The sequence below is a fragment of the Streptomyces sp. WMMC500 genome (genome assembly GCF_027497195.1).
In the GTDB taxonomy this organism is placed as follows: Bacteria; Actinomycetota; Actinomycetes; order Streptomycetales; family Streptomycetaceae; genus Streptomyces.
Genome location: NZ_CP114905.1, coordinates 4,273,340 through 4,287,194, shown reverse-complemented (window position 1 = coordinate 4,287,194; position 13,855 = coordinate 4,273,340). Strand labels below are relative to the sequence as shown.

The following is a 13,855-nucleotide window of genomic DNA, read 5'->3' as shown; positions in this document are numbered from 1 at the left end:
CCCTCGGCAAGGCCCGCCGGCTGGCCGGTCAGGCGGGGCGGGGGTGGACCAGGCGGAGGTCGGCGGACCCGGCCCGCGACGAGGACAAGGCGAGCTACGCCCTCGTGAAATCGATCCGCGACGACCGGGACGACCCGGCGTCCCCCTGGCACTGGGAACCGAAGGAGGCGTTCCACACCCTCGCCCACCGCTTCGCCCACGCGTCCCGCCACTGACGGCCGTGGCGAAGTAGCCTGTCCCGATGCTCGTGCAACCGCTGACCTGGTGGCATGGAGGGGTGGCGAATGGTGGGGAATCGCCCGACGGACTGGCATGTGCTCGATCTGGACGAGGATCCGGTGCCGGGGGATCCGGAGCGGGTCAAGCAACTGGCGCGTGAGCTGCACGACTTCGCCGACGATGTCGCCGATGCGCTGCGGCAGATCAAGGGCATGGCGGGCGAGGACGCGCTGCTGCGGTGGGCGGGGAAGACGGCGAAGGCCTTCCAGGACGAGTTCGAGGAAGTCCCCAAGAACCTGAAGAAGCTCCAGCGCTCGTACGACCTGGCAGGTGACGCGCTGGCCGCGTACTGGCCGAAGCTGGAGCGCGCCCAGTCCCTCGCCGACAGGGCCCTCGCCAACGGACGAGAGGCGCGGAACGACCTGACCGCCGCCGCCGGCCGCCTGGATTCGGCGAACTCGTGGGTCGAGCGGGCGACGGCGAAGACCGAGGAGTACGACGAGAAGGAGGGCAGGGAGAAGCCCGACGAGTCCGAGGTACGGGCCGCCACCCGTAACGCCACCGACGCCAAGTCCGCCCAGTCCTCCGCGCAGTCGGCCGTCGACAACGCCGAAGCCGGCCTCGAAGCCGCCAAGAAGATGGCCGCCGACGCCAAGAAGATGCGCGAGGACGCCGCCTCCGAAGCCAAGGACAAGCTCGAAGACGCCTCCGACGCCGGTATTCAGAACCGGAAGTGGTGGGAGAAGGCGGTCGACTGGGTCAAGGACAACTGGGACACGATAGTCAACGTCTGCAAGGTGATCGTCGCGGTCCTGGGGATCGTTGTCCTGATCATCGGCGGGCCGCTGGCCTGGGTCGTGCTGGCCGCCGCCCTCGTCGTCCTCGCCGACACCCTCTACAAGTACATGAACGGCCAGGCGAGCCTCTGGGACGTCGCCTTCGCGGCCCTGGACTGCATCCCCGGCCTGAAGGGCATCACCTCCCTCGCCAAGCTCGGCAAGATGGCCGGCGGCCTCAAGGCGGTCGCCAAGGGCGGCCTGAAGGCCATGTCCGCGGGCGTGAAGGGCATGGGCAAGACGTTCCGCCAGAAGGCCGTGCAGATGTTCAAGCGCAACGGCTGCGGCGACCCCGTCGACCTCGCCACCGGCGAGATGACCCTCTCGGCCACCGACGTCGAGCTGCCCGGGGTGCTTCCCCTGGTCCTTGAGCGCCACCACATCACCACGTACACCGAGGGCCGCTGCTTCGGCAGCTCGTGGGCGTCCACGCTGGATCAGCGGCTGTTCCTCACCGACGACGCGGTGCACCTCCTCACCGCCGACGGCATGACCCTCGTCTACCCGACGCCTCTCGCCGACGGGGAGACCGCCGTCTTCCCCGTCGCCGGACCGCGCTGGGGCCTCACATGGGACGGCAGGCCGGGCACACCGCTCGTCGTGGACCAGCCGGAGACCGGACGGGTCCTCCTCTTCGCGCCGGTCCCGAACCGGCCCGGCAACGACCTGCCGGTCTCGGCGGTCATCGACCGCAACGGCAACCGCCTCGACTTCCGCTACCGCGACGACGGCGAGCTCCACGAGCTCGCGCACTCCGGCGGCTACCGCGTCGGTGTCGCCGTCTACGACGGCCGCGTGACCTCCCTGCGGCTGCTGTCCGACCCTGCGGAACCGGTGCTGCTCGCCTGCGACTACGACGCCGACGGCCTGCTGGAGAAGGTCTTCAACTCCTCCGGACTGCCCCTGCTCTTCTCCTACGACGAGGAGGCGAGGCTGACCCGCTGGGAGGACCGCAACGGGACCTGGTACCGCTACGAGTACGACGACGCCGGCCGCTGCGTGTTCTCCACGGGAACGGACCGGGCCCTGGAGTACTCCTACCGTTACGAACCGGAGCATCTGCGCACCACCGCGACCGACTCGCGCGGCCACAGCACCGTGTACGAGTTCAACGCCGGCTTCCAGCTCGTCGCGCAGACCGACGCCCACGGCCGTACCATCCGGCGCGAGTACGACCTCGACGAGCGGCTCAGCGCCTACACCGACTCCCTCGGCCGCACCACACGCTACGAGTACGACACCAGGGGGGACCTGGCCGCCCTGGTGCTCCCCGACGGCAGCCGGAAGCAGGCCGTCTACAACGAGCTGCGCCTGCCCGTGGAACTGGTGGAGGCCGACGGCTCCCGCTGGGAGTTCGCCTACGACGCCCGCGGCAACCGCGTCACGACCCTCGACCCCGCGGGCCGCCGCAGCCGCTTCGGCTACGACGCGCACGGCGGGCTGACCTCGGTCACCGACGCCGCCGGCGGGCAAACCCGGGTCCGGTGCGACGCGGCCGGCCTGCCGATCGCCGTCACCGATCCCGTCGGGGAGACCACCACCCTCACGCGGGACGCCTTCGGCCGGCCCGTCACGCTGACCGATCCGCTCGGCGCGCGTACCCGAAGCCGGTGGTCGGTGGAGGGACGTCTGCTTGAGCGCACCGATCCGCTCGGCGGCGCGGAGACGCTCGACTGGGACCCGGAGGGCAACCTGCTCGCCAGGCACGAGCCCGGCGGGGCCACCACCACGTACACGTACGGCGCCTTCGACCAGCTCGCCTCCACCACCTACCCGGACGGCGCCACCTACCGCTACACCCGCGACACCGAGCTCAACCTCCTCCGCGTCACCGATCCGGCCGGCCGCACCTGGGACTACGACTACGACGAAGCGGGCCGCCTGGTAGTGGAATCCGACTTCGACGGCCGCGTCACCCGCTACACCCACGACGCCGCCGACCAGATACGCACCCGCACCAACGCCGCGGGACAGAAGCTGTCCCACGACTACGACCTCCTGGGGCGGGTGACGGCCACGACCTCGGAGCAGGGCGTCAGCCGCTACGAGCACGACGCGCTGGGCCGCGTGACCCGCGCCCTCACCCCGGGCGTCGAACTCGCCCGCACCTACGACCGGCTAGGTAACCTCCTCACCGAGACCACCAACGGCCGCACGCTCACCTTCACCTACGACGCCGCCGACCGGCTGCTGACCCGCACCACACCCTCCGGGCACCACAGCGCGTGGACCTACACCCCCGACGGCCTCGCAGCCACCCTCACCACCGACGGGCGCACCCTCACCTTCGACCACGACCCCCTCGGACGCGAGACCGCGCGCAGGGTCGGTGACCGGCTGACGTACACCCAGCAGTGGGACCCGGCGGGCCGCCTCACCCGCCAGACGGTCGACGGGCCCGCGGGCCGGGCCGCCGCCGTACGCGAGTACCGCTACCGCGCCGACGGCCACCTCACCGCACGCGACGACGGCTTCGCCGGCGTCCGGACGTATGATCTCGACGCCCTGGGCCGGGTGCTCGCCGCCACCGATGCCGGGGGTGCCGCCTTCGGGGAGACGTACACCTACGACGCCGCCGGCAACCAGACCGAAGCCCACTGGCCGACCGCCGGCGACCCGCCGGTCCCGCCCGTGGCGGACGCCGCGGACGCCGTCGGCGACCGCGCGTTCCAGGGCACCCTCCTCACCCGCGCCGGACGTGTCCGCTACGAGTACGACGCCGCCGGCCGCGTCGTCCTGCGGCAGCGCCGCCGGCTGTCGAAGAGGCCCGAGACCTGGCGCTACACCTGGGACGCCGACAACCGCCTCACCCACGTCGTCACCCCCGACGGCGCCACCTGGCGCTACCACTACGACGGATTCGGCCGCCGCGTCGCCAAGGAGCGCCTCGACACCACCGGCGCGGCGGCGGAACGCACCGACTTCACCTGGGACGGATCCACGCTCGTCGAACAGGCCACCGCGGGCGGCGAGTCCGCGGATCCGGTCACCCTGACCTGGAACCACCGCGCACTGCAGCCGCTCACCCAGACCCGGCACACCCCGGGCCAGGACGAGATCGACCGCGAGTTCTACGCCATCGTCACCGACCTCGTCGGCACACCCACCGAACTCGTCGACGAGGACGGCGCGACGGCGTGGCGGCAGAGGTCCACGCTCTGGGGACTGCCGCTGGCGACGAGCGGTGACGCCCACGAGATGCCGCTGCGCTTCCCCGGCCAGTACGCGGACGCCGAAACCGGCTGGCACTACAACGTCCTCCGCCACTACGACCCGGCCACCGGCCGCTACGCCACCCTCGACCCCCTGGGCCTGACCCCCGCCCCCAACCCGTACACCTACCCCCACAACCCCACCACCTGGACCGACCCCCTCGGCCTCGCCGCGCACAGCCCGCCGGCCGGCAACGGGGGGAAGGGCCGCAAGAAGGGGCTGCGACCGGACCCTGACGCGACCGGCCCGCACACGACGTTCCGGCGCGACGCCTCCACCGGCCGCGTGGTTCACTACGCGGAGTGGGCTCCCCAGTCCAACCCCAAGAACCCGGCGCCGTGGGAGATGGTGAAACGTGCCGACATGCAGGGCCAGCCGCACTTCGACAAGAAGACGGGTCAGGTCGTCCCCACACCCCACGTCAACCTGCCGGACGGCTCTGCCCGGCCGGCCGAACCCTGGGAGATAACCCCCGGTGGAAACCCGTGATCTGCTGCGCGCGCTGGGGGCCTGGTATGCAGAGCAGTGCGACGGTGACTGGGAGCACGAGTTCGGGGTGAAGATCGAGACCTTGGACAACCCCGGATGGCTTATCCAGGTCGACCTGCCCGGCACGAGCAAGGACGGCGTCACCCTTGCGCCCGAACAGGAGGAAGGCATCGACGGTTCCTGGCTGCACAGATCCGCGGACGGCCGCATCCTGCGGGTGGCGTGCGGCCCCGAGGACCTGGAGAGAGCGGTCCGGGCGACCCTGGACTTCCTCTCGACCTGAACCGCCAGGACCTGAACCCCCGGGAAGGACCGACGTCCATGAGTCGCGTATCCGTCCGCTATATCGTCGACGACGTCGACGACGCGGTCGACTTCTACACCACCCGTCTGGGCTTCACACTCGACCAACGGCCCGCGCCGGGGTTCGCCGCCCTGGCCCGCGGCGATCTGTACCTGCTGCTGTCCGCCCCGACGGGCCCGGGCGGCGCGGCGCAGGCCATGCCCGACGGGCGGCGGCCCGAGCCGGGCGGCTGGAACCGCATCCAACTGACGGTCGACGACCTGGACGCCACGGTGGCCGCGCTGCGTACGGCCGGGGCGGTATTCCGCAACGACGTCGTCACCGGCAGAGGCGGCCGGCAGATCCTGCTCGACGACCCCGCCGGCAATGCGGTCGAACTCTTCGAGCCCGCACCCCGTCAGCCGTAACGGCGCGCCGTCGCCGAGGACTTCACGGGCCGACTCGGTGGACTACCGCCCAGACCGGCACGTAGCGGCAGGGCCGGTCACGGATTCAGGCCCAGGCGGCATGGAGGTCCTCGGGCGTGAGGGCGGGGATGTCGGCTGTGCGGCCACTGCGGGTGACGGCGAGCAAGGGGGTGGTGTCGTCGGCGCCGGGAAGCTGGGATCGGTGCGTGAGGAGGCGGGCGAGGTCGCGGTCGTCGAAGGGCTTCCTCTCCAGCCACTTGACCGAACCCACGAGGGTGATCTTCTTGGCGATGGGGGCGCGGTCAGCGCCGACGAGATCGATCTCCGGGTCGTTGGTGCGGGTCCAGTAGCCGCCGATCGCCTCGGTACCCGCGGGGAGCTGTCCTTCGTCGGCGCCCAGCCGCCACAAGGCTTCGCGGATGACGGGCTCGACGGCCCTGCCCCGCCAGGACGTCCAGCTTGCGCGGATGGTGTCGAGGACGCGGTCACCACGGCCGCGCTCGACCGCCGTGATGCCGGGGCCGATGAAGGAGAGCCAGAAACGCAGGTACGGGTCGATGAGGCGGTAGCGGGTCTCGCGGCTGGGTTTGGCCGTCGTCGTGGCCCGCGCAGTCGTTGCCGACGGGGAGTGTTCGCTCCGCCCCGCCGACTACCTCGGGAGCGGAAGCTACGGTGCTGCTCCGGTCCCGGCCGAGTTGCACGAAGCCGGCGTGGCGGTGGCGGAGCAGACGAAATGCTCCGCCTGCTGGAGCAGCGGGCGAGGGAAACGGGGCACGGCTACCACACGGGTTCGGGACCTGGCGGCTGGAACAAGGCGGTGCTCGGTGCCCTGTGTGAGATCCAGCCCGGTCCGTCGTACGCCCGCCTGCCAGCAGAGACACGCACGGCAGACGCCGGCGTTCCGCTTGTCTTCCCGCAGGATCTCGGCGAAGGGAAGATCGCGGACGAGCCCCGGAACCGCGTGCCGCCGGAGACGGCCGAGCGCTTCAAGAAGAAGTTCGGGTTGCTCCCGAACGACATCGTCTGCGTGCGCACGGGCGCGCAACAACAACCCGCGCTGGTGTGCGGTCCGCAGGCTGGATGGCTGCTCAGTTCGAACGTGATGCGCCTGCGCGTACGTCCGGATGCTGGGATCGACCCCCTGTACCTCCACGCTTACCTGGGCCTCAGCTACGCGCGCGAGTGGATGTCCCACCGTGCCGCGGCCACGGCAGCCCCCTCGTTGAGCTCTGCGGCTCTGAAGCACCTTCCCGTGCGCTTTCCGCCGATCGGGCAGCAGCGGCGGAGCGTGGATCTTCTCCGTGGGCTTGGCCGACGCGCCGATGCGTACGCCTCGTACGTCTCAGCACTTGGCCGGCTGCGGGCCGAACTCGCCGAACACCTGCTGCACGGGTCGGTCGAGCCGCTGTGACGGCCTGCCACCGCCGGCCTCTTCCGCCGTCCCTCCCTTTCTCCCACCCATGACCCTCGAAAGGATCGAGTCCATGCCCGAATCGACAGCCCGTTCCGGACGTACGTGGCAGTTGTGGCTGGCGCTGTGCGTTGCATGCTCCATGGTGGTCGGCCTCCTGGTGAGCCATGTGGTACTCCGATCAGGCGCTGGCACCGCAGATGTCGTTCTGGCAGGGGGAGGCGGCTTCGCGACCTCCTTCGCTCTGTGCCTCGCACTGCCAGCGGCCGTGCGCGAACTCAAACGACAGAACTGACCCGGACCGGCCTTCCGCAGCGGTTCCCCCACCGACCTCGTCCGGCACGCCACGGCGCGGGTACAGACATCGTTCTCCCGCTCGGAGGCTTGGCCCGGGGCCGGATGCAACGTGCTCGGCGAGCGCGCGGGTGCCGAGCAGGGCGCCGTGAGCGTCACGTACGACCAGACCATGGCAGGGCGGCCGGATTCGTCCTCGCCTCCCTCCTGGAGGCCGGCGACTGGCGGATGCCGGCCGCCACTGCCTCGCTGCTGCTCATCTACCTGGCAGTTGCCTACTCGGTCGACAGCTTCCTCCTCTCCAATTTCCGGCCTGCGTTGGACCACGCCGTGCGCGCGGGCGGCCGTCAGGTCGTGTGTGCGTCCCGGGAGGGCCCGCGCGAGCCACAGGGGTGCCCCGTCCAGGGCGGCCAGGACCTGCACATTCATCCCGTGCCTGCGGTGCTTCATGGAGTAGTACGGCTCATCTGCGGCCACCCGTCGGTGGCGATCAGCGTGCCGTCGAGGATGACGAAATCCTCGGGTGGCAGGTCGTGCAGGGCCTCATGCAGGCTGGGCGCGCGCTCGGCGAGCAGCTCGACGGTCTCGGCCACGTAGCGGCCGGCGGTCGCGGTCGACACGTCGAACCCGGCTGCGACTCCGGCAAGCGTGGTGTTCGTACGCAGATGGACCAGGGCGGGACATCGAGCATGGCTCGATACAGAACCAACAGGGCTCCTGTGTCGAAACGTTGATGAGTGAGATCACCAGCGCAAGGACCAGGGGCCCTGCCGCGTCACGTCCCCACTCTCACCCCTTCGACACAGGATGAGAAACGTTCAGTTGACAGCTTCCTCGCCCTTTGCCGGTGAACCGGCTGATGGCTGGGCACGTTGGTACTCGTACAGCAAACGGCTTATCAGATCTGTGGAACGAGGGGGACAAGCACGCCATGGTTGACGGACAGCCTGAGGAGACCGCCGAAGAGCGGCGGGCGCGGACCCGACGCGATACTTCACGTAGGTCTTCACAGAAGCATCGGGCCAAGAAGAGGGAGGAGGAGACCCCCGAGGGGGCTGAGGAGCGGCGCAGGTATGAGAGGGAGCGGAAACAGCGACAGAGGGCTAGGCGGAATGAGACGGAGACGTCCGAGCAGCGCGCGAAGCGACTCGCGTCTAAAGCCGAGCAGGAGCGTAACCGGCACACCGCTGCCACTGAACGCAAGCGGCAGGGCGCTGAAGCAACCGGTCAACTCTACCTGCAGAACAGTGAAGACCTAGACAGGAATCTCGCCGGTCTTTTCAGGGGCTCTTCCGCAGAGCCCTCAGCGACGGGCGCGCCTGGGACGGCTGTTGCGGGCCCGTCCCGGGCCGTGCCACCGCCTCCGCCCGCGTGGCAGACAGCGATGTCGCAGCAGTTCAGCGAGATGTCCATCGCCGCGCCCGCCGCGCCGGCGCTGCCTCACGTTCCGCAGAACCCTGTGTACGTGAATCCGGCCGACCTCACCTTCCACCCGAGCGCCGCCTACGGCCAGAGCTTCACCGACACCCCCGGCCAGTACGGGTACCCGTACCACCAGCCGTCTGCCTACAGCACGGCCCAGGGCCCGGCCTACGCCGGCAGCAGCAGCCACCCGCAGGCGACTTACAGCGGCGACTACCGCGCAGAGAACCCGGTCGACGCCGGACATCCGGCCTACGCCCCTCCCTTGACCTCCGCGCAGCACGAGTACGACTCCTCGTCCGACGACGACATCACCCACACCGGCAACAGAGGCCGCGGGCAAGTCGCTTACCGCGACTGGTCACGTGTTGCCCGGTCAGGACGGCCCCGAGGGTCCTCCTCCAGGTGACCAGGCGCGAACGCGGGCTACGCCGCGCGCGGCGGGTCGGCGGGCCCGTCGCGAGGTCCGTCGCGCCACGGATCGCGGAAGTCGGGTGACCCGGGCCCCGGGCGCGTATCGCCCGGGGCGGGAGCACCCGGCTCCTGGGGATGGTGGGCTCGGCGGCCGGGCGGGGCTTGGCGGCGTGGCGGGGTCGCTTGCTTGCCCATCACGCCTAAATTGGTCTAGACAACAAAGAATCCCCAAGTTGCTGACCTGGGGATTCGATACGGAGCGGGCGACGGGAATCGAACCCGCGCTCTGAGCTTGGGAAGCACCGGACTCTTTACGGTATCCGAGAGGTTGACCAGTAAGGACGCGACTTTTCCGCCTGCACTCGGCACGCCTCTGGTGACCGCTGTTGCCCGTCGATGACCACCCTGACGGGCACGCATCGGGCACGGGGCTGACGTGCCTCACCCTCTCATTTGAGGTGGGTGAGGATCGCTTTCGCGAAATTAGTGGCCAGAGTCGGGGCGTCCGGGCCTGGGGCGTCCTCGCCCAAGGGGACGACCATGAGCCTGAAGGACTGATTTCCGCCTACGGAGACGAGCAGGACGTATGTCTCCCTGCCGTGATCCGTGATGCCGCCCAGCAGCGCCCGGTTACCGCTGATGTTCTTCTGTGTGAGGTGCTTGAACTTCTCGGCCTTCGTCTGATCCGTCGACGTATAGGGGGTGAAGGACACCAGCCCGCCTCGTGCGCCCCACTGGCAGGACTTGGCGTCGTAGTTCGTTTCCGTCGCATCGGTGAAGATCCCAAGCTTGCTGGAGCCGGTGTCTTCGTCGTCGATCGCGCGGCAGGGACGCCGGGCCAGCTCGGCAAGGGTGAGCGGACCGCCAGACACGGTGCTGGGCGGTGTTGTGGAACCGGTCGCTGCCGAGGTGCCCGCGCCGCTCGGCGTAGCGGAGGCATCGCGCGGGCGGGGGTTGCCCCCGCCTGCCTTGTTTTCCCCACCCGCGTCGCACGCGGCCGCCGCACCCGACGCCAGGAGCAGGGCCACGGCCAAAGCCGTTGCCCGGCCCGGGCGGTTCCTGGTGGATGCATCATCGTCTGCTCGGGTCACGAGGAGGAAGCTAGTCCCGCCGTGTTGGGACCCCTCCCGGAGCAACGGCGTCCCTCGTCGGGGACGCCGGGTGCTGGTCGTGCGGGTAGTCCACGGAAGCGATCGTCGCAGACGGCGGATTGAGGGGGGTACGTCATGGACGGCGGGGCGGCGTTGTGCTGTTCCGGCGGACCCGCGCTGACCCCACCCAGCAAACAACCCCCCGGGCTTCTGGCCTGGGGGTTTGTCGTGGAGCGGGCGACGGGAATCGAACCCGCGCTCTGAGCTTGGGAATCCCGCGGCTTCGACGCGGCTATATGGTCCTGACCTGCGGTGACGTGTGTCTTCCGGGCATCGGTGAAGCACTCTCCTGACCCTTGTCGACCCGTCTTTGCCACGGCGTGTGGCACGCGGATGGCACGAGGGCAGCACCTCCGGCCGGGGTGTGCGCGTGGCCGTGGCTCGATGGAGGTGTTGCTGCAGTGTGTCGGGAGACTGGGCGTTTGCTCCCGCCCGCGGTGCCGGTCCTGTCAGGCTGGCGGTGTGACGTACGTCGTGACGGTGGATGCCCAGATTGCGCAGGGTGCTCCGGAGATGGATGAGCTGCAGCGGGTGGGAGCGATCGCGCTGCTGGAGCAGGGGTTCGAAGCGGTGGAAGGGATCGATGGTCCCGACGGGGTGGAGGTCGAGGTCCTCGACACCGTCGTGGCCGTGTATCCCGGGGGCGCGTTGCTGAAGGTGTTCGTGGACGCGCCGGCGTTGGAGTTCGCCGAGGACGCGATGCGGTCGCTGGTGGGCGAGTTGCTGGGGCGCACGGAGCTCCTGGCCGAGTGGACCGTCGAACAGTGCGAGGTGCAACTGCATCCGGATCTCGCCAAGGAGAGTCTGGATGCTGCCGAGGGGCCGGACGTTCCGCCGGCTGACCTGGAGGAACGACGAGCACACCTGGCCCGGCGGCCTGAGTCGTCAGCTCCGAGCGAGGAGAAACTGGCGGCGGACGCCGAGAGGGCCCGGAGGCAGATGCTGGACTTGGCGGGACAGCTCAGGGCTTTCGGCCCGGAGATGTTCGGCGTGGTGTCCGAGGACGACGAGGATGTCGAGGAGGACTGCGGCTACGAAGGCACCGCGGAGGAAGACGCGCGGCTGGCTGCAGGGTCTCTCGTGTGGGCTACCGATGTGATGGTGGATCAGCTCTTCATGGACGTGCAGACACTGGCCGAGGCAGACACCGACGTTGCCGAATGTGAAGGCGTGCTCTGGCACCTGGAGGAGCTGCCAGGCCGTTACGCGCTGCGCTACGACGCGCGGTTCGCCCGGCGCTTCCTCGTCACCGTGATCGCCATGACCACCCGGTTCACCCAGGGCACCTTCACGCAGTTGAGCTGTGTGGCGGAAGAACTGGCGCTGCGACTCCTGCTCGCCCAGGCGAAGGCTAGCCTTGAGACCTTCGACCTGCTCGATGACGGTGTCTCGAGTGCTCTCGACTGCTTTGCCGACCTGGTCTATGAGGACATGGACCACGAGTTGCTGTACGACGACGCCATGGACGGCATCGATGACAGCCCTGTCGGAGATGTGCTGGGCGTCGCAACGATGCAGCTCGGCGACTGGTTCAAGCCCTTCAACGACGGCCGCTACGTGCATCCGTACGCCGCCGACGAGTCGCCTGAACCGCCTGACGAGCCTGGCGACGCAGACGTGGTCAACGAGCAGGACTGATACGGCCGGCGGGATTGTCCGTGCTGTCAGTCGGCCGCGTATCCAGTTCCCTCTGCTTCGGGGCCTTTCCGGCGGGGCAGTCGACGATCTTGGGTTCGGGGACGGTCTTCACGACCTCTCCATCGAGGTCTGCGGCGGGTGGCCGGTCGCGCCGGACGATCTACCCATGCGCGTGCCATGTGGCTCTTGCGCGTTTTCGGGTGACACCTGACGCTGTCGTACGGGCGCATTGCGGCTGACGTTCGGCTGGATGATTACATCGACCTGGGGGTGCGGTGGCAGGCGGATACAGGGCGGGCGGGAGTGATCCGTACGCCAGGGAACTGGCGCGGCAGGCACGCGAGCAGGAGAAGGAGCGCCGGGCCGCCGAGGCTGCGGCCAAACGCAAGGCCCGCGAGGACAAGCTCGCCTACGAGGCGGCCCGGGCACAAGAGGCGGTCGATCGCACCTACGTCGTCGAGAACGACGTTGAGCAGTTATCCACGCTGCTGGTGAGCGCGGTACGTGAAGACGCCGTTCTCACCTTCGACCGGCTGAAGCAGGAGTTCTCGCCCAAGGCATTCGCCCCGTCCAAGCGACGGAGCAAGCCCGTTCCGCAGCCGCGCTGGGCCGATTTTGAGCCGGAACCCCCAAGCGGGCTGCTCGGCGCACTCGGGTTCGGGCGCCGCGGCTACGACGAGGAGGTCGAGGCGGCCCGGCAACGGTTCGACCAAGCGCTACGGGATCACGCGCGGGCGGAGACGGAGCGCGCACAGGGCGACGATGCAGCGCGGACGCGGCACGAGGAGCGCAACCGGCGGGAGGCTGCCCGGGTTGCAGCGTGGAACGCCGGCATCGAGGCGCGGCGTGCCGCTTACCGTGAGCGGGACGTCGATGCCGTCGAGTGGTTCATCGACCAGGTCCTCGCGGCCTCGAAGTATCCGCACGGCTTCCCCAAGGCCCACCGGGTCTCCTTCCAGGCCGACACCGGTGACCTGCTGGTGGAGATCGACCTCCCGCTGGAGGACGTGGTACCGGCCGCCCGCGCATATCGCTACACCAAATCCCGCGACGAGATCACCCCGATGCCCCGCCCGGACAAGGACCGCAAGGAGCTCTACGCCTCCGTCCTTGCCCAGACTGCCCTGCGCACCGTCCACGAGCTGTTCGCCGCCGACGTCGAGGGCACCGTGCAGTCCATCGCCCTCAACGGACACGTGGCAACCATCGACCGTGCCACTGGCCGCGAGGTCCACCCCTGCCTGATCACCCTCCAGACCAGCCGGGAGGAGTTCCAACAACTGGTCTTGACCCACGTGGACCCCAGAGCCTGTCTGAAGCGGCTGCGTTCGCTGATCTCACCCAATCCCTACGAACTGGAGCCGGTGCGCCCGCTGGTCACCTTCGACCTGAGCAAGTTCCGGCTCATGGACAGCCTCGACGTCGTGGCCGGTCTGGACAGCCGGCCGGTGTTGATGGACCTCACCCCCACCGAGTTCGAGCACCTCATCCGCCAGCTCTTCGAAGCCATCGGACTCGACAGCGTGAACACCCAGCCGTCCAAGGACGAGGGCGTGGACGCCATCGCGATGAACACCGACCCGGTGATGAAGGGTCTGTGCATCATCCAGGCCAAGCGCACCAAAAACGTCGTGCCATTCGAGACCGTCTCGGCGCTGGCCGGCGTCGTGGAACACAAACGCGCGGCCAAGGGCATCCTCGTCACCACCTCCTGGTTCGGCCGCGCCAGCGAGGCATTCGCCAACGACCACGGCCGCCTGGAACTCCTCGACGGCGCGAATCTCGTCCACCTGTTCAAGGAGCACATGAACCTCGACGTCATCCCCGGCCCCGTGCCACCCAAGCGCAAACCGCGATAGGGCCATAATGCCTGTGCGGCGTCCGAGGCCCGCCGGCGCCCGCGGGCGTGCACCTGGAACGGACCTGTGTGGAAGCTGCGCGACGCCACTGCGACCACCTCGACGTCGGGGCTGTGAGAGCGACGCGCCGCCATGGAGACGGCCCCGCGCGGCCGACTGCGACCCGGGGCTGAGACTTCCCTCACGGCTCCATACCCG

Annotated in this window: 8 protein-coding genes and 2 pseudogenes; 7 read left to right on the top strand and 3 right to left on the bottom strand. The window is 69.4% G+C overall.

The annotated features are described in order from the left end of the window. Positions 1-284: 284 nt before the first annotated feature. The 3 genes from O7599_RS18290 to O7599_RS18280 are packed head-to-tail and all read left to right on the top strand — an operon-like array spanning position 285 to position 5,468. On the top strand, positions 285-4,757 hold the full coding sequence (locus O7599_RS18290; RefSeq protein ID WP_281623226.1) for a DUF6531 domain-containing protein: 4,473 nt from the start codon (positions 285-287) through the stop codon (positions 4,755-4,757). Further along, positions 4,744-5,040, top strand: a complete 297-nt coding sequence (locus O7599_RS18285; RefSeq protein ID WP_281623225.1) for an Imm53 family immunity protein — start codon at positions 4,744-4,746, stop codon at positions 5,038-5,040. Before O7599_RS18290 ends, O7599_RS18285 begins: the two co-directional genes overlap by 14 nt. A gap of 38 nt (positions 5,041-5,078) precedes the next feature. Beyond that, a complete protein-coding gene (locus tag O7599_RS18280) occupies positions 5,079-5,468 on the top strand; it encodes a VOC family protein (protein WP_281623224.1) in 390 nt (129 codons plus the stop codon). An 85-nt stretch (positions 5,469-5,553) separates the two neighbouring features. Here O7599_RS18280 and O7599_RS18275 read toward each other — a convergent pair. Then, positions 5,554-6,057: pseudogene (locus O7599_RS18275) on the bottom strand (DUF234 domain-containing protein); the annotation flags it as partial. Between the two features lie 144 nt (positions 6,058-6,201). Here O7599_RS18275 and O7599_RS18270 point away from each other — a divergent pair. Continuing rightward, a complete protein-coding gene (locus O7599_RS18270) occupies positions 6,202-6,879 on the top strand; it encodes a hypothetical protein (RefSeq protein ID WP_281623223.1) in 678 nt (225 codons plus the stop codon). A 612-nt stretch (positions 6,880-7,491) separates the two neighbouring features. Here the strand turns inward: O7599_RS18270 and O7599_RS18265 are convergent. Beyond that, positions 7,492-7,923: pseudogene (locus O7599_RS18265) on the bottom strand (transposase family protein); the annotation flags it as partial. A 634-nt stretch (positions 7,924-8,557) separates the two neighbouring features. Between O7599_RS18265 and O7599_RS18260 the strand changes: the two are divergent. Next, positions 8,558-9,004, top strand: a complete 447-nt coding sequence (locus O7599_RS18260; protein WP_281623222.1) for a hypothetical protein — start codon at positions 8,558-8,560, stop codon at positions 9,002-9,004. 454 nt (positions 9,005-9,458) lie between these two features. On the opposite strand, the gene O7599_RS18255 is transcribed toward O7599_RS18260, so the two are convergent. Beyond that, the gene (locus tag O7599_RS18255; RefSeq protein ID WP_281623221.1) at positions 9,459-10,100 is read right to left on the bottom strand and encodes a DUF3558 family protein; all 642 of its coding nucleotides are present in this window, start codon (positions 10,098-10,100) and stop codon (positions 9,459-9,461) included. A gap of 522 nt (positions 10,101-10,622) precedes the next feature. Here O7599_RS18255 and O7599_RS18250 point away from each other — a divergent pair. Both O7599_RS18250 and O7599_RS18245 read left to right on the top strand, forming a co-directional pair. Further along, the gene (locus tag O7599_RS18250) at positions 10,623-11,798 is read left to right on the top strand and encodes a hypothetical protein (protein WP_281623220.1); all 1,176 of its coding nucleotides are present in this window, start codon (positions 10,623-10,625) and stop codon (positions 11,796-11,798) included. A gap of 275 nt (positions 11,799-12,073) precedes the next feature. After that, positions 12,074-13,657 carry a restriction endonuclease gene (locus tag O7599_RS18245; protein WP_281623219.1) on the top strand — a complete coding sequence of 528 codons (1,584 nt, stop codon included), beginning with the start codon at positions 12,074-12,076 and terminating at the stop codon, positions 13,655-13,657. Positions 13,658-13,855 lie beyond the last annotated feature (198 nt).

Bases quoted from the DNA above. Each gene is read 5' to 3' on its own strand.
- O7599_RS18290 (WP_281623226.1), top strand. From the start codon at position 285: ATGGTGGGGAATCGCCCGACGGACTGGCATGTGCTCGATCTGGACGAG.
- O7599_RS18280 (WP_281623224.1), top strand. From the start codon at position 5,079: ATGAGTCGCGTATCCGTCCGCTATATCGTCGACGACGTCGACGACGCG.
- O7599_RS18270 (WP_281623223.1), top strand. From the start codon at position 6,202: ATGCTCCGCCTGCTGGAGCAGCGGGCGAGGGAAACGGGGCACGGCTAC.
- O7599_RS18260 (WP_281623222.1), top strand. From the start codon at position 8,558: ATGTCGCAGCAGTTCAGCGAGATGTCCATCGCCGCGCCCGCCGCGCCG.